The following is a 14648-nucleotide window of genomic DNA, read 5'->3' on the forward strand; positions in this document are numbered from 1 at the left end:
AACACATTGAACGAGACATTCCTCATGACCACCGCCATCAACGAAACCCACGACCCGTCGCTCAAGAGCTGGGTCGCCAGCGCCAACACCGGCGCGTCGGACTTCCCGGTGCAGAACCTGCCCTACGCCGCGTTCCGCCGCAAGGGCTCGCAGGAGTCGTTCCGCCCCGGCGTGGCCATCGGCGACCAGATCGTCGACCTGGCGGCGCTGGCCGCCGCCAAGCCGTTCGAGGGCGCCGCCGCCGAGGCGCTGGCCGCTTGCCAGGGCGACAGCCTGAACGCGCTGATGGCCCTGGGCCAGGCCCACTGGAGCGCGCTGCGCCTGGCGCTGTCGCGCGCGCTGCGCGAAGGCGCCGCGCTGCGCGGCGCGGTCGAGCCGCTGCTGGTGGCCCAGGCCGACGCCGAATACACCACGCCCGCCCGCATCGGCGACTACACCGACTTCTACATCTCGGTGCACCACGCCACCGCCATCGGCAAGCAGTTCCGCCCCGACAATCCCCTGCTGCCGAACTACAAGTGGGTGCCGATCGGCTACCACGGCCGCGCCTCCAGCATTGGCGTGGACCAAAAGTTCCCCCGTCCGGTCGGCCAGACCCGCCCCGCCAACGAAGGCGAGGCGCCGCAATTCGGCCCTTGCGCGCGGCTGGACTACGAACTGGAACTGGGCATCTTCGTCGGCACCGGCAACGCCCAGGGCGACCGCATCAAGCTGGCGGACGCCGATGCGCACGTCTTCGGCCTGTGCATCCTGAACGACTGGTCGGCGCGCGACATCCAGGGCTGGGAATACCAGCCACTGGGCCCGTTCCTGTCGAAGAACTTCGCCTCGACCATCTCGCCGTGGATCGTCACGCTGGAAGCGCTGGAGCCGTTCCGCACGCAATGGAACCGCGGCCCGTCCGAGCCGCAGCCGCTGCCGTACCTGGCCTCCGATGCCAACCGCGCCAAGGGCGCCTACGACGTGCAGATGGAAGTGTTGCTCACGACCGAACAGTCGCGCGCCGCCAAGCAGGCGCCGGCGCGGCTGTCGCGCAGCAACTTCCGCGATGCGTACTGGAACGTGGCGCAGTTGATCACGCACCACACGGTGAACGGCTGCAACCTGCAGCCGGGCGACATGCTCGGCACCGGCACGCTGTCCGGCCCGCAGCCCTCGGAAGCCGGTTCGATGCTGGAACTGAACCACGGCGGCAAGCAGCCGATCGAGCTGCCCTGGGGCGAAAAGCGCACCTTCCTGCAGGATGGCGACCAGGTCATCATGCGCGCCGAGTGCGTCAAGGCCGGCTACCCGCGCATCGGCTTCGGCGAATGCTCGGGCACCGTGCTGCCGGCGCGGGTGTAAGCGCGGTCCGTCAGGATCGGGGCGTGGCGGCCGCATCGGCCATCAACGCCTCGATCTCGGCGTCCTTGGCCTGCCACTGCTGGCCCAGCCAGTGGTGGAATTCGGTGCGGAAGGCCTTGTCGCGGCTGTAGTCGGCTTCGCAGAAGGCCGGCGGCACCGGCACCTGGTGCATGCGCACCCGCACCGTGCCCATGCGGCCGCAGGCCATGTCCCAGAAGCTGGGCACGCCCGCCGGATAGGCGATGGTGACATCGATCATCGAGCGAAAGCGCGTGCCCATCGCGTTCAACGACACCGCCAGCCCGCCCGCCTTGGGCTTGAGCAAGTGACGGTACGGCGAGCCCTGCGCATCGCGCTTGGCCGGGGTGAAGCGCGTGCCCTCGGCGAACACCATCACGCTGGTCGGCACCAGCGAGAACTTCTGGCAGGCGCGCCGCGCGGTTTCCTGGTCCTGGCGCCCCAGGGCGGGATTGCGGCGCAGGTCGGCCTTGCCATGGCGCTTCATGAACGGAAAATCCAGCGCCCACCAGGCCAGCCCGATCACCGGCACGTAGATGAGCTGCTGCTTCAGAAAGAACTTCAGCAACGGGATGCGGCGGTTCAGCGCGCCTTGCAGCACGAAGATATCGACCCAGGACTGGTGATTGCAGTTGACCAGGTACCAATCGGCGTAGCGCAGGCCGGCATGGCCGCGCACGTCCCAGGGCGCGCGCTGGATGCGCGAAAACCAGGCGGTGTTAACGCTGATCCAGGCCGTGGCGATGCCATTGAGGACGGGATCGATGCGGCGCCGCGCCGCGGCAAACGGAAGCGCCAGTTTCAGCAGCGCCAGGGGGAACAGCAGCAGGCACCAGAACAGCGTGCTGACGCCGATCATCACTATGCTGAACACGCCGGTCAGCCAGGCCAGTCGGCCGCGCGGCACCGGCCAGCCGCGCCAGCGCGAGGCCGGCACGGATACGGGCGCGTCGCCTTCATTGGCGGCGGGGGGGCGGCTCGGGCCGGCGAGCGGATCGGGAAAAGTCATGAGCGCGAGTGTGCGAGGACTGGCCGAGAGCCGGTTTGCGCGGGATCAAACCGGCCCCCGGGCCAGACGGGGCGAAGTCAAGGCAGGCGGTATTTTTCTTCGCGGTAGACCCAGCTGGCCCACAAGGCATGCGCCAGCGCTTCCTTGCTCAAAGCCTCGTCCGCCGGTTCGACCGGCTCGTAGGTTTCGTCCTGCCCGACCGGCGCGGCGCGATAACGGAATTCGCGTGGCGCCTTGGACGGTTCCAGCACCAGCAGCTTGTCGCCCTGCAGATAGCCGAAGTTGTCGGCGTACTGCATCAGCGCGCGGTTGGGATCGCGCTGCGTCAGGTCCGCGCCCAGCATCGGGTTGACGTTATCCAGCCCGATCAGCGACAGCAGCGTGGGCGCCATGTCGATCTGGCTGACGATGCGTTCGTCCTGGCGCGGCGCGATGCCCGCGCCCAGGATCAGGGCCGGGATCTGGAAGTGCCGCACCGGCACCGGGATCGAGCCGTAGACGCGGGAATCATGATCGGCGATCACCAGGAACACCGTGTTGTTCCAATACGGCGCCTTGCGCGCCTTGTCGAAGAACTGGCCCAGCGCCCAGTCGGCGTAGCGCACCGTGTTGTCGACGCTGGCCGGATCGCCCACCGGCTGGATGCGGCCCGCCGGATACTCCCACGGCGAATGGTTGCTGACCGAAAACGCCAGCGTGAACACCGGCTTGTCGCCGTCGGCGCGCAGCAGGCGGTCGACCTGGGTGAACATGTCTTCGTCGGACGCGCCCCACGAGCCTTCGAACACCGGGTTCTCGAACTTCGGGCGATCGACCACCTCGTTGAAGCCGTTGCCCAGGAAGAAGGCACGCATGTTGTCGAAGTGCGACTCGCCGCCATAGACGAAGCGCGAATGGTAGCCATGCTTGCCCAGCACCTGCGCCAGCGTGAAGAAGCCGGTCTGCGAGCGCGGCAGCTTCACCACCGCATCGGCCACGCTGGGCAGGAAGCCTGCGGTGACCGCCTCGATGCCGCGCACCGAGCGCGTGCCGGTGGCGTAGGCGCGGTGGAACATCCAGCCTTCCTTGCCAAGGCGGTCGATATTCGGTGTGAGGTCCTTGCCGCCCAGGCTGCCGACGTACTGCGCGCCCAGGCTTTCCTGCAGGATGATCACCAGATTGAGCGGCTTGTCGCGCCGCACCGTGGCCTTCTGCTCGTGCAGGCTGGGGTAGCGCGGATCCAGCGGCGCGCCCGTCAGGCCCGCCTTGTCGCGCACGATGGCGTTCATTTCGTCCACCGGCATCTTCGGATACATCGCGGCCGAGGAGCGTTCGTCGCGCATGCGGTAGGCGGCATCGAACACGCTATAGAGCGAGTTCAGGGCCAGCGAATTGACCATGGCATCCGAGCTGAACGCGACCTTGGCCGGGTTGATGGGGCGATGCTCCAGCGTGCCGCGCGCGCCCAGCACCACCAGCGCCAAAATCACCAGCGACGCCAGCGGCCGCTTCCACCACGCCAGGAACGGATCGCGCACCCGCGTCGGGAACAACTTGACCGCCAGCCACGCGGCCACCAGCAGCACCACCAGGGCGGCCAGCAGCACGCCCTTGTAGCCCTGCCACAGCATCGAACCGACTTCCTTCGGGTTGAGCAGGTAGATGAAATACAGGCGGTTCGGGCGCGTGTCGTATTCGGCGATGAACTGCGGCGTGGAGACTTCCAGCAGCACGTACAGCATCCACCAGACGCGGAACCACCAGGCGGTGACGCGCGCGGCCCACGGCCGATGTCCCAGCCACGGCGAGAACACGGCCGGCAGCGCGATCACCATGGACAGCAGGCAGACGTCGATGCGCAGGCCGCCGAACAGCACCGGCCACAGCCCGCCGGCCGCCTCGACCCGGTCCCACATCCACAACGACAGGCCCAGCCGGCTCAGCGTCAGCAGAACCAGCACGGACACGATGAAACGGAGCGTCAGGCGGCGCATGCGGCAGCCCTCCCCGCACGAATGAAATCCGTTGATGCGCCGCGCTTACCCTGCCCGCGATTACTCAGCCCGAGATTACCCAGCCAAACCATGCCTGCCGTCCGGTGATTGAAAACGGCCAAGGTTAACGCGGATTGACGCGCCGCCGCGCCGCCGGCGGCGCGGCGCGAGGCCCCTATCAGGCAGATGACAACCTTGTCATGTTGTATGACATCCGATTTCGACGCCAAAGCGCAACGCGAGGCGCCCGGCTACCGCCGCGCGCGCTCGCGAATCGGCGTCATTGCGCGCGGCGCAGGCGTTCGCGGCTGTTGCTCAGGTGGGTGCGCATCGCGGCGCGCGCGCCTTCGGCATCCTGGCGCATGATCGCGCTGTAGATGTCCTCGTGCTCCAGGTTGACGCGGGCCAGGTAGGCGGCGCGGTCTTCGTGGGCGAACTTGGCGGAATTGATGCGGGTGCGGGGAATGATGGCCGAGCCCAGGTGCGACATCAGATCGGCGAAATACCGGTTGTCGGTGGACTGCGACACCAGCAGGTGAAACTGGAAATCGGGCGTGATGGTGTCGCCGCCGCTGTCCAGCGCGCTCTTGAAGGCATCCAGCGCCCGGCGCATCTCGGCCAATTGGGTCTCGCTGCGGCGCACGGCGGCCAGGCCGGCGGCCTCGCTTTCCAGGCAGATGCGCAGTTCCAGCAGCACCAGCACGTCGCGCACCGTGGCGATGTCGGCGGGGTCGACGCGGAAATCGCCGCCGCCGCTGGGTTCGAGCGCGTAGGTGCCGACGCCGTGATGGGTTTCGACCAGGCCCGAGGCCTGCAGCCGCGACAGCGCTTCGCGCACCACGGTGCGGCTGACGCCGAACTGCCGCATGATCTCGGATTCGGTGGGCAGCTTGTCGCCGGGGCGGATCTCGCCGCTACGGATGCGTTCGGAGATGTTCTCCACCAGGCCCTGGGCCAGGTTCCGTGGACGACGCTGCGGCAGGACGGGGGTATCGACAGGAGCGTTCATCAGGGATTGTCCCAAAGCGGTTGCGTGGCGCTTGACTGCAAAAATTCGTGATCATTATACTTTGGACTAGTTGTACGATAACGTACCAGGCGAGTCCACCCCACCGAGCGTTGCGCCATGAGCCTAGCTGTCGACCGCATGCCTGTCTCCCCCCGCTGCCATCGTTTGTTATTGACCGGCGCCGCCGGCAACCTGGGCCAGGTACTGCGGCCGCGCCTGAAAGCCTTTGCCGACGTCCTGCGGGTGTCGGACGTCGCGGCCATGGCCCCCGCCGCCGACGGCGAGGAAGTCGTGCCCTGCAACCTGGCCGACCCCGCCGCCGTTTCCGAACTGGTGCGCGGCGTCGACGCCATTGTGCACCTGGGCGGCGTTTCCGTGGAACGTTCCTTCGAAGAGATCCTGCCGGCCAACATCCAGGGGGTCTACCACGTGTATGAAGCCGCGCGCGTCCACGGCGTGCGGCGGGTGGTATTCGCCAGCTCCAACCACGTCATTGGCTTCTACGAGCAGGGCGCGCGCCTGGACGCCGATGTGCCGCTGCGGCCCGACGGCTACTACGGCCTGAGCAAGGCCTATGGCGAAAACCTGTCGCGCTTCTACTACGATCGCTACGGCATCGAGACGGTCTGCCTGCGCATCGGGTCGTCGTTCCCCGAGCCGAAGGACCGCCGCATGATGGTGACCTGGCTCAGCTACGACGACCTGACCGACCTGGTGGTGCGTTCGCTGTTCACGCCCAATGTCGGCCACCTGATCGCCTACGGCGCCTCGGCCAACCGCGACAGCTGGTGGGACAACCATGGCGCCGCCGCGCTCGGCTTTGCGCCCAAGGACTCTTCCGAGATATTCCGCGCGCAGGTCGAGGCGCAGCCGCCGCTGCCGGCCGACGACCCCGCCGCGCGTTACCAGGGCGGCGCCTTCGTCAAGGCCGGACCCTTCCCCTTTCCGCCGCGCTGACACCGGCCCCTTCCCACCATGGCGACCTCTGCCGAACGCATCGGGACCGTGCTCTGCGGCGTGGGCGAGAGCCCCGTGTGGCGCGCCGCCGACCAGGCCTTCCACTGGACTGACATTCCCGGCCGCGCGCTGTGGCGCTGGACGCCCGCCAGCGACCGGCTCGATCACTGGACGCTGCCGCGGATGGCCGGCTGCCTCGCCCCGCGCGGCGACGGCTGGCTGCTGGCGATGGAGGACGGCCTGTACGCCTGCGGGCCGCTCGTGGCTGGCCAACCCTGCCGGCCCGCGCCGCTGGCGCCGGTGCGCCACGGCGCGCCCGGCATGCGCTTCAATGACGGCCGCTGCGATCGCCAGGGCCGCTTCCTGGCTGGCACCATGGTCATGGACATGGGCCTGGCCCGCAACGCCGGCAAACTGTACCGCTACGCCCCCGGCCAGCCGCTGGAAGCGATCGTCGACGACCTGATCGTGCCCAATGGCCTGGCCTTCAGCCCAGATGGCCGCACCATGTACCTGTCCGATTCCCATCCGACGCGACAGGTGGTCTGGGCCTTCGACTACGACATCGACGACGGTCTGCCGCACAACCGCCGCGTCTTCATCCCGAAACTGCCGGCCGGCCGGCCCGACGGCGCCGCGGTCGACGCCGATGGCGGCTACTGGATCTGCGGCAACGAGGCCGGCCGCGTCTACCGCTACACCCCGGACGGCCGCCTCGACCGCAGCCTGGAGGTGCCGGCCGCCCGTGTCGCCATGTGCGCGTTCGGCGGCCCCGGGCTGGACCAGTTGCTGGTGACGTCGATCCGCCCCGCCGATGCCGCGCCCGATTCCATCGCCGGCGCCGTCTTCATCCTGCGCCCCGGCGCGCGGGGCCTGGAGGAAACCGCAAGCGCCGGTTAGCACCCGACCGCGGCGCCCCAGGCGCCCACGCACAAGTAGTGAGCAGGTCCGTACACATCAAAGAGCTTCGGGGCCGCAATGGCCCTCAACGAAACGCCGTACTCCCAACCGGAGGTAGACATGTTGCGCCCGACCCTGACCCGCGCCATCCTGGCCGCGGCCGCTTTGCTGACGCTGGTTCCCGCCACCCATGCCGCCGAGCTGCGCTCCGCGGACATCCATCCCGACGATTACCCCACCGTGCAGGCCGTGCGCCAGTTCGGCGAACTGGTCAAGCAGCGCACCAACGGCCGCATCACCGTCAAGGTGTACGCCGGCGGCGCGCTCGGCAATGAAGACGACTCGATCGAGCAGGTGAAGATGGGCGCGCTGGCCATGGCGCGCGTGTCCAGCGCGGCCATGCACAACATCTGCCAGACCACGCGCGTGCCGTCGCTGCCGTTCCTGTTCCGTTCCAAGGAGCATCTGCACAAGGTGCTCGACAGCGAGATCGGCGAACAGATCCTGAAGTCCTGCGAAGCGGCGGGCTTTGTCGGCCTGGCCTGGTACGACAGCGGCTCGCGCTCGATGTACACGCGCAACAAGCCGATCAAGACGCTGGCCGACGCCAAGGGCCTGAAGATCCGCGTGCAGCAGTCGGATCTGTCGGTGGCGATGGTGGAAGCCATGGGCGGCAACGCCACGCCGATGCCGATGGGCGAGGTCTATACCTCGCTCAAGACCGGGCTGGTGGACGCAGCGGAGAACAACTACCCAAGCTACGAAAGCGCGCACCACTACGAGGTCGCCAAATACTATGCGCTGACCGAGCACACCATGACGCCGGAAATGCTGATCTTCTCCAAGCGCCAATGGGACAAACTGTCGGCCGACGACCAGAAGATCCTGCGCGAAGCCGCGCGCGAGTCGGTGCCCTACATGCGCAAGCTGTGGGACGAGCGCGAGCAGAAGTCGCGCGCGGTGGTCGAGAAGGCCGGTTCGCAGATCGTCGAGGTCGACAAGGCCTCGTTCCAGGCGGCGATGAAGCCGGTCTACGACCGCTTCGTCACCACGCCCGACATGAAAGACCTGGTCGCCAAGATCCAGGCCGTCCAGTAAGGAATCCGCATGTTGGCTACCTCTACCAATGACCCGGATGTCGCGGCGGGGGGCCGGGCGCATGCCCCGGCTGCCCCGCTGGACGCCTTTTCCCGCGGCTGCGCCCGGCTGGCGCGCCTGTGCATGTGGACCAGTGTGTTCGGGCTGGTCTGCCTGATCGTCGCGGTCACCCTGCAGATCGTCGGCCGCCACGTGCTGAACAGCACGCCCACCTGGGCCGAGAGCCTGGCGCTGCTGCTGGTGCTGTACGTCACCATGCTGGGCGCGGCCGTCGGCGTGCGCGACGCCGGCCACATCGGCTTCGAGTCGCTGGTCGACGCATTGCCGCCGGCCGGCCAGCGGCGCCTGAAGGTCTTCATCCACCTGCTGGTGCTGCTGTTCGGCGCGCTGATGGCGTGGAACTGCGCCCTGCTGGCCGAATCCGTGTGGGCCTACAAGATTCCCAACCTGGGCATCTCCAATGGCTGGAAGTACGTGCCCGCGGCCCTCTCCGGCGTCCTGATCGCGCTGTTCTCGGTCGAGCACGTCATCGCCCTGATGCGCAACCAAAAGGTGGTACCGGCATGGCGCTGACCCTACTCTCCTTCACCTTCATGGGCTTCCTGGTGATCGGCGTGCCGGTGGCGTTCGCCATCGGGCTGTCGTCCATCACCGCGATCATGTACGAGGACCTGCCGCTGGCGGTGGCTTTCCAGCAGATGACCTCGGGCATGAATGCGTTTTCGTTCCTGGCCATCCCGTTCTTCATCTTCACCGGCGAGCTGATGCTGTACGGCGGCATCGCCGACCGCATCGTGGCCTTCGCCAAGTCGCTGGTGGGCCACGTGCGCGGCGGCCTGGGCATGTCCAACGTGGTGGCCTGCACGCTGTTCGGCGGCGTGTCGGGTTCGCCGGTGGCGGATGTGTCGGCGATGGGCTCGGTGATGATCCCGATGATGAAGCGCGAGGGCTATCACGCCGACTACGCGGTCAACGTCACCACCCACGCGGCGCTGGTGGGCGCGCTGATGCCGACCAGCCACAACATCATCATCTACACGCTGGCGGCGGGCGGCAAGGTGTCGATCGCGGCGCTGATCGCGGCCGGCGTGGTGCCGGCGCTGATCCTGACGCTGTGCAACCTGGCGGCGGCCTACTTCGTGGCGCGCAGCCGCGGCTATCCCGCCGGCACCTTCCCCGGCTGGCGCATCGTGGCCCGCTCGCTGGTGGCCGCGACGCCGGGGCTGTTCGTGGTGGTGCTGATCATCGTGGGCATCCTGAGCGGGGTCTTCACCGCCACGGAATCGGCCGCGGTGGCCGTGCTGTACGCGCTGGCGCTGACGATCTTCGTGTATCGCTCGCTGACCTGGGACCAGTTCGTGCGCGCCGCCAGCAAGGCGGTCAAGACGACCGGCGTGGTGCTGCTGCTGATCGGCATCTCGGCCACCTTCGGCTACCTGATCAGCTTCTACGGCGTGGCGGAGAAGACCGGCGAGCTGATGGCGTCGGTGTCCACCAGTCCGTGGGCGATCTTCCTGATGGTCAACGTGATCCTGTTCGTGCTGGGCACGTTCCTGGACATGGCCGCGACCATCCTGATCTGCACCCCGATCTTCCTGCCGATCTGCATGCAGTACGGCATGGGGCCGGTGCAGTTCGGCATGGTGATGCTGCTGAATTGCGCGCTGGGGCTGAACACGCCGCCGGTGGGCACCACGCAGTTCGTGGGCTGCGCCATCGGCGGGGTGTCGGTCGGCACGGTGATGCGGACCATCTGGCCGTTCTACGGCGCGCTGCTGGCGGCGCTGGCCCTGGTCACCTATGTGCCGGCGTTCTCGCTGTGGCTGCCGGGGGTGCTGCTGAATTGAAAGGACGCGGCGGGCGAGGCGCTCGGTGTTTGCGTCCGCCCCCGCGCCAACACCGGCCAGAAGAACAGCGCGGCCAGCAGCCACATGAGCGCGGCGGACCACAGCGTCTGGCTCAGGAAGTGCGCGCCCTGCAGGATGCGCACCACGGAAAACCCGACGCCCGCGGCGATGCCGAGCGCCAATCCCGGCCAACGCCAGTCGGCTCGCCCGGCCGCCCAGCCGGCGAAATACAGGGTCAACATCGAATAGCCGGCGCCGGCATGGCCGCTGGGCAGCGCGCCACCCGCCTTGCCGCGATCCCAGGTCCACCAGCTGAGCGGATACGGGGTGTATCCGCCCAGCGTGTCCAGGTCGTAGGGCCGCGGCAGCGTGGTGTGATGCTTGAGCTGGGTGATGGCCAGTTGTCCCACGATACAGGTCAGCGCCACCGCCAGCGCCGCCGCGCGCAAGGGGCGCCAGGCGGGGATGCGGTAGCTGGCGGCCGCCACGGCGACGGCGCCCAGGCCGATGCCGATGGGCAGCGCCAGCACCATGCGATGGCCGACCAGCTCCAGCCAGCGGTTGGTATGCAGCGGGAAATCGTCCAGCGCGGGGTTGAACAGGGCCCGCGCGATGGCGAGGTCCAGCCCGGACGCATTGGCCCACCAGGCCAGGCAGGCCAGGATCAGGGTCACCCCCAGCACATGGGTACACAGGTACGAGACGGGCGTCGGGCGCGCGAGCGCGGACGGTAGGGGCGACGACATGGAGGAGCGGAAGGGACGATGGCGACCGGCCGAAGCGGAAAGCTTAGGTTGCCGATAGTCGAAAATTCGTCAAATCCGGCGGCCGGGGCGGTTACCCCCAGGATGGCCGGCAGGCTGGCGTGGCGGCCAGCCCACACGCGGCGCGGCGTGCCGCCCCGGCGCCCCTGCCATCAGGCCGTCGTTGCGCTGGACTCCAGGCGCAGGGTGAAGCGGGTGCCGCGCCGCGGCCCCTCGCGGGAAGAATCGACCGTCAGCGTCCAGCCCTGCATGTCGCAGACCCGCTTGGCGATGGCCAGTCCCAGGCCACGGGCGGTCTCGTCGCGGCCCGCCGTCCCCGCGTCCCGCAGGCGGCCGCTGTAATAGCGGCGGAACAGGAATGGCAGATCGTCGGCCGCGATGCCCTTGCCGTCGTCGCTCAACTGCAGCGCGCCATCCGTCCCCAGCGAAGCCGTGAGGGTGGCCGGCGCGGCATGCTCGACGGCGTTGCGCACCAGGTTGCGCAGTACGGTCAGCAAGGCGTAGCGATCCAGAACGCGGATGTGATCGGGCGGGATGTGGTTGTCGAAACGCAGTTCGGCCAGGCCGGCCTGCGTCTCGTAGCCGCGCCAGGCATCCAGCATGCACTCGGCCAGGTCGACCGGCTCGGGCGGACGCATCTGGTCGCGGGCCATGGCGCGGGCGCTTTCGAGGCAGACGATGACGTCATCGACGTTATCCATCACCCGCGTCAGCCGTTGGCGCTGGTCGGCCGTCAGGTCTTGCGTCAGCAGCATCAATTCGCTGTCGGAGCGGATCGCGGCCAGCGGCGTGCGCACCTCGTGGCTGAGGTTGCCGGCGAATTCGCGTTCGCGCGCAATGGAGCGATCGACCTGGTTCTGTACCCGGTTGAAGGCTTCGATCAGGCGGCCGGCCTCGTCGTCCCGGGTTACCGCCAGGTCGGGCGCCCCCGGCGCCCAGGTCGACAGGCGGTCGGTCAGTTCCAGCAGCGGCCCCACCGCCACCGCCGCCACCCGCCGCGAAAGGGCGTACGCGCCCACCACGCAGATTGCGCCCACGCCCAGCACGATCAGGCCGAAGTCATGTACCCGCTCTTCGTTGTCGGTGGCGTCGTAGAGCAGATAGACCTTGCCGTTGCCGGTGTCGGCCACCATCACGTGCCAGGTATAGGCGCCCGGCTCGACCAGGTGCAGGCCGTTGTCCAACCCGCGGATCTCTTCCGGCATGCCGATCGGCGCCTGGCCGTCGACGCTGAGCCAGGCGCGCATGGAGCCGCCCAGTTCGCGCGCGCCGCGGCGCGGCAGGAACTGGTCGCTGGTGCGCGCGTGCTGCACCAGGCGATCCATTTCGGTATTGAGGATGTCGTTGACCAGATCGTCTTCCATCTGGTCGAACGTCAGGTAGGCAAGCAGCGCCAGCGCCGTCACGAACAGCGCCACGGTGCCGGTCAGCGCCCACACCACCCGCTGGGTCAGGGTGCCGGCTCCGGCGATGCGGCTCATGCGGCGCCTCCGGTCTGCACCAGGCGCCAGCCCGTTCCGTGCATGGTCTCGATTCCGTCAAAGCCAGCGTCCGCCAGGGCGCGGCGCAGCAGGTGGACCTGGCTGCGCAAGGCGTCGGACGACGGCGGTTCACTCCCCCACAGCAGCGCTTCCAGTTCCTCGCGCGATACCACCCGCCCCGGATCGCGCAGCAGCGCTTCCAGGATGAGCGTGGCCTTGCGCGTCAAGTGCACCGGCTTGCCGCCGATCGAGACGCCGCGGCTGCGGGTGTCGTAGCTCAGGTCGCCGAAGACCCGCACGGTGTCCACGATCGCTCCCTTGGCGCGCTGGATCAGCGCCAGCAGGCGGGCCTCGACCTCCAGCAGCGCGAACGGCTTGGTCAGGTAGTCGTCGGCGCCGTGCGAGAAACCGGCCAGCTTGTCGTCCAGGCTGTCACGGGCGGTCAGGACCAGCACCGGCAGCGGCAGGCGCCGCTCGTTGCGCAGCGCGTGCAGCACGGCGTTGCCATCCATGCCGGGCAGGCCGATATCCAGGATCATGGCATCGAAACGCTGTTCCCCGAGCCGCTGGAGCGCCGCGGGACCGCTGTACGCCACGTCCGGCAGGAAGCCTCGCGTTTCCAGGAAGGTATACAGGTTGCCGGCAATGATGTGATCGTCCTCGACGATCAGGATCCGGTGATTCGCACCCGCCGCGGGACTGGCCGCCATTGCATCGTTCCTCATGGAAAGAAAGGTTTCGGGGGATCCCGCTCAGGCCTGCAGCACCTTGCCCGGGTTCATCAGGCCTTGCGGGTCGAGTGCGCGCTTGATGCGCCGCATCAGGGCCAGCTCGACCGGACTCTTGTAGCGCGGCAGCTCGTCACGCTTGAGCTGGCCGACGCCGTGCTCGGCGCTGATGGAACCGGCATGCGCGTGCACGCTGTCATGGACCACGCCGTAGATATCGCTTTGCAGGGCCAGCAGTTCGGCTTCGCTCTGGCCAGGCGCATTGGCCACGTTGTAGTGCAGGTTGCCGTCGCCCAGGTGGCCGAAGATCACATGGCGCACGCCGGGAAAGCGCGCCTGCAGCAACGCGTTGGTCTGGTGGACGAAACCGGCGATGGCGGAGATCGGGATCGAGACGTCGTGCTTGACCGACTTGCCCAGCTCGGCCTCGGCCAGCGGAATGCTCTCGCGCAGATGCCACAGCGCCTTGCTCTGCGCCACGCTGGCCGCGATGGCCGCATCGTTCACCAGGCCCGCCTCGATGGCCTCGCCCAGCACCGTTTCGAACCGTTCGCGCGCATGCGCCTCGCTTTCGCTGTCGGACAGCTCCAGCAGCGCGAACCAAGGCGACGCCGCCGAGGCCCCCTCGAACGGCAGGCGTTGCTGCGGGAACAACCGCACCACCGCCTGCAGGCAATCGCCGCTCATCAGTTCGAAGCCGGTCAGCGCGGCGCCGAAACCGGCGCGGGCGCGCGACAGCAGCTCGACCGCGTTGTCGATGCTGTCCAGCGTCAACAGCGCCGTGCAGGAGGCCACCGGCCGCGGAAACAGCTTGAGCGTGGCGGCGGTGATGATGCCAAGCGTGCCTTCGCTGCCGATGTAGAGATCGCGCAGGTCATAGCCGGTGTTGTCCTTGCGCAGGCCGCGCAGGCCGTTCCAGATCTCGCCCTCGGCGGTGACCACCTCCAACCCAAGAGCCAGGTCGCGCGTGTTGCCGTAGCGCAGCACCTGGGTACCGCCGGCGTTGGTGGCGAGGTTGCCGCCGATGGTGCAACTGCCCTCGGCCGCCAGGCTCAGCGGAAACAGCCGGCCGGCATCGGCGGCGGCCTGTTGCACCGCCTGCAGGATGCAGCCGGCCTCGACCGTGATGGTGTCGTTGTCGGTGTCCAGCGCCCGCACGCGGTTCAGGCGCGCGGTCGACAACACCACGGCGCTGCCCGAACTGTCGGGCGTGGCGCCGCCGCACAAGCCGGTATTGCCGCCCTGCGGCACCACCGGCACGCCATGGCGCACGCACAGTTTGATGGCGTCGGCCACTTCCTGCGTCGAGCCGGGCCGGATCACCGCCAGCGCCACGCCACGATAACGGCGCCGCCAATCCAGCGCGAAAGGCTCGGCGTCGGCGCCGGCCAGCACATGGGGCTCGCCCAGGAGGGACTGCAATTCGCTCAGCAAAGTCATAGACGCCGCACGGAGAGGATCGCGCCGGGCCGCGCCCGGACGCTGTTCAGGGATGGTGCGGACTATTGTAGAGGCAGGAC

Annotated in this window: 13 protein-coding genes; 6 read left to right on the top strand and 7 right to left on the bottom strand. The window is 68.4% G+C overall.

Annotated features, from left to right (window positions below):
• Positions 1–24 precede the first annotated feature (24 nt).
• Positions 25–1344 carry a fumarylacetoacetase gene (gene fahA, locus ABFG95_RS10995; RefSeq protein ID WP_059272574.1) on the top strand — a complete coding sequence of 440 codons (1320 nt, stop codon included), beginning with the start codon at positions 25–27 and terminating at the stop codon, positions 1342–1344.
• 10 nt (positions 1345–1354) lie between these two features.
• Here the strand turns inward: fahA and ABFG95_RS11000 are convergent, their stop codons facing one another.
• The 3 genes from ABFG95_RS11000 to ABFG95_RS11010 all read right to left on the bottom strand — a co-directional run bounded on the left by ABFG95_RS11000 (position 1355) and on the right by ABFG95_RS11010 (position 5353).
• Complete coding sequence (locus ABFG95_RS11000) at positions 1355–2269, bottom strand: acyltransferase (RefSeq protein ID WP_049078106.1); 915 nt, start codon at positions 2267–2269, stop codon at positions 1355–1357.
• A gap of 179 nt (positions 2270–2448) precedes the next feature.
• Positions 2449–4344 (bottom strand): LTA synthase family protein, encoded by a 1896-nt coding sequence (locus ABFG95_RS11005; RefSeq protein WP_100507542.1) that lies wholly within the window; start codon positions 4342–4344, stop codon positions 2449–2451.
• Positions 4345–4624: 280 nt separating this feature from the next.
• On the bottom strand, positions 4625–5353 hold the full coding sequence (locus tag ABFG95_RS11010) for a FadR/GntR family transcriptional regulator (protein ID WP_049076182.1): 729 nt from the start codon (positions 5351–5353) through the stop codon (positions 4625–4627).
• A 117-nt stretch (positions 5354–5470) separates the two neighbouring features.
• Here ABFG95_RS11010 and ABFG95_RS11015 point away from each other — a divergent pair, with 117 nt between their 5' ends.
• The 5 genes from ABFG95_RS11015 (at position 5471) to ABFG95_RS11035 (ending at position 10155) form a co-directional block, all read left to right on the top strand.
• Positions 5471–6310 carry an NAD(P)-dependent oxidoreductase gene (locus ABFG95_RS11015; RefSeq protein ID WP_081330257.1) on the top strand — a complete coding sequence of 280 codons (840 nt, stop codon included), beginning with the start codon at positions 5471–5473 and terminating at the stop codon, positions 6308–6310.
• Between the two features lie 18 nt (positions 6311–6328).
• Entirely contained in the window at positions 6329–7210 is an 882-nt protein-coding gene (locus ABFG95_RS11020; protein ID WP_278992576.1) for an SMP-30/gluconolactonase/LRE family protein, read from the top strand.
• A gap of 120 nt (positions 7211–7330) precedes the next feature.
• Positions 7331–8308 (top strand): TRAP transporter substrate-binding protein, encoded by a 978-nt coding sequence (locus ABFG95_RS11025; protein WP_049076185.1) that lies wholly within the window; start codon positions 7331–7333, stop codon positions 8306–8308.
• Between the two features lie 9 nt (positions 8309–8317).
• Positions 8318–8881 carry a TRAP transporter small permease gene (locus tag ABFG95_RS11030; RefSeq protein WP_082381515.1) on the top strand — a complete coding sequence of 188 codons (564 nt, stop codon included), beginning with the start codon at positions 8318–8320 and terminating at the stop codon, positions 8879–8881.
• Entirely contained in the window at positions 8872–10155 is a 1284-nt protein-coding gene (locus ABFG95_RS11035) for a TRAP transporter large permease (RefSeq protein ID WP_049076186.1), read from the top strand. Before ABFG95_RS11030 ends, ABFG95_RS11035 begins: the two co-directional genes overlap by 10 nt.
• Here ABFG95_RS11035 and ABFG95_RS11040 read toward each other — a convergent pair.
• The 4 genes from ABFG95_RS11040 to ABFG95_RS11055 all read right to left on the bottom strand — a co-directional run bounded on the left by ABFG95_RS11040 (position 10107) and on the right by ABFG95_RS11055 (position 14568).
• Complete coding sequence (locus tag ABFG95_RS11040; protein WP_175146236.1) at positions 10107–10901, bottom strand: phosphatase PAP2 family protein; 795 nt, start codon at positions 10899–10901, stop codon at positions 10107–10109. The two genes, ABFG95_RS11035 and ABFG95_RS11040, sit on opposite strands and share 49 nt — an antisense overlap.
• Positions 10902–11071: 170 nt before the next feature.
• Positions 11072–12400 (bottom strand): HAMP domain-containing sensor histidine kinase, encoded by a 1329-nt coding sequence (locus tag ABFG95_RS11045; protein ID WP_059272577.1) that lies wholly within the window; start codon positions 12398–12400, stop codon positions 11072–11074.
• Positions 12397–13110: a response regulator transcription factor gene (locus ABFG95_RS11050; protein ID WP_049076193.1), complete on the bottom strand. Its 714-nt coding sequence runs from the start codon at positions 13108–13110 to the stop codon at positions 12397–12399. Before ABFG95_RS11050 ends, ABFG95_RS11045 begins: the two co-directional genes overlap by 4 nt.
• Positions 13111–13152: 42 nt before the next feature.
• On the bottom strand, positions 13153–14568 hold the full coding sequence (locus ABFG95_RS11055; RefSeq protein WP_054415012.1) for an FAD-binding oxidoreductase: 1416 nt from the start codon (positions 14566–14568) through the stop codon (positions 13153–13155).
• Between the last annotated feature and the right edge of the window lie 80 nt (positions 14569–14648).

The organism is Achromobacter sp. HNDS-1, from assembly GCF_040084795.1.
GTDB classification, from domain to species: domain Bacteria; phylum Pseudomonadota; class Gammaproteobacteria; order Burkholderiales; family Burkholderiaceae_B; genus Achromobacter; species Achromobacter ruhlandii.

Coding starts and splice junctions, on each gene's coding strand:
- fahA (WP_059272574.1), top strand. CDS start 25: ATGACCACCGCCATCAACGAAACCCACGACCCGTCGCTCAAGAGCTGG.
- ABFG95_RS11005 (WP_100507542.1), bottom strand. CDS start 4,344: ATGCGCCGCCTGACGCTCCGTTTCATCGTGTCCGTGCTGGTTCTGCTG.
- ABFG95_RS11010 (WP_049076182.1), bottom strand. CDS start 5,353: ATGAACGCTCCTGTCGATACCCCCGTCCTGCCGCAGCGTCGTCCACGG.
- ABFG95_RS11015 (WP_081330257.1), top strand. CDS start 5,471: ATGAGCCTAGCTGTCGACCGCATGCCTGTCTCCCCCCGCTGCCATCGT.
- ABFG95_RS11020 (WP_278992576.1), top strand. CDS start 6,329: ATGGCGACCTCTGCCGAACGCATCGGGACCGTGCTCTGCGGCGTGGGC.
- ABFG95_RS11025 (WP_049076185.1), top strand. CDS start 7,331: ATGTTGCGCCCGACCCTGACCCGCGCCATCCTGGCCGCGGCCGCTTTG.
- ABFG95_RS11030 (WP_082381515.1), top strand. CDS start 8,318: ATGTTGGCTACCTCTACCAATGACCCGGATGTCGCGGCGGGGGGCCGG.
- ABFG95_RS11035 (WP_049076186.1), top strand. CDS start 8,872: ATGGCGCTGACCCTACTCTCCTTCACCTTCATGGGCTTCCTGGTGATC.
- ABFG95_RS11040 (WP_175146236.1), bottom strand. CDS start 10,901: ATGTCGTCGCCCCTACCGTCCGCGCTCGCGCGCCCGACGCCCGTCTCG.
- ABFG95_RS11045 (WP_059272577.1), bottom strand. CDS start 12,400: ATGAGCCGCATCGCCGGAGCCGGCACCCTGACCCAGCGGGTGGTGTGG.
- ABFG95_RS11050 (WP_049076193.1), bottom strand. CDS start 13,110: ATGGCGGCCAGTCCCGCGGCGGGTGCGAATCACCGGATCCTGATCGTC.
- ABFG95_RS11055 (WP_054415012.1), bottom strand. CDS start 14,568: ATGACTTTGCTGAGCGAATTGCAGTCCCTCCTGGGCGAGCCCCATGTG.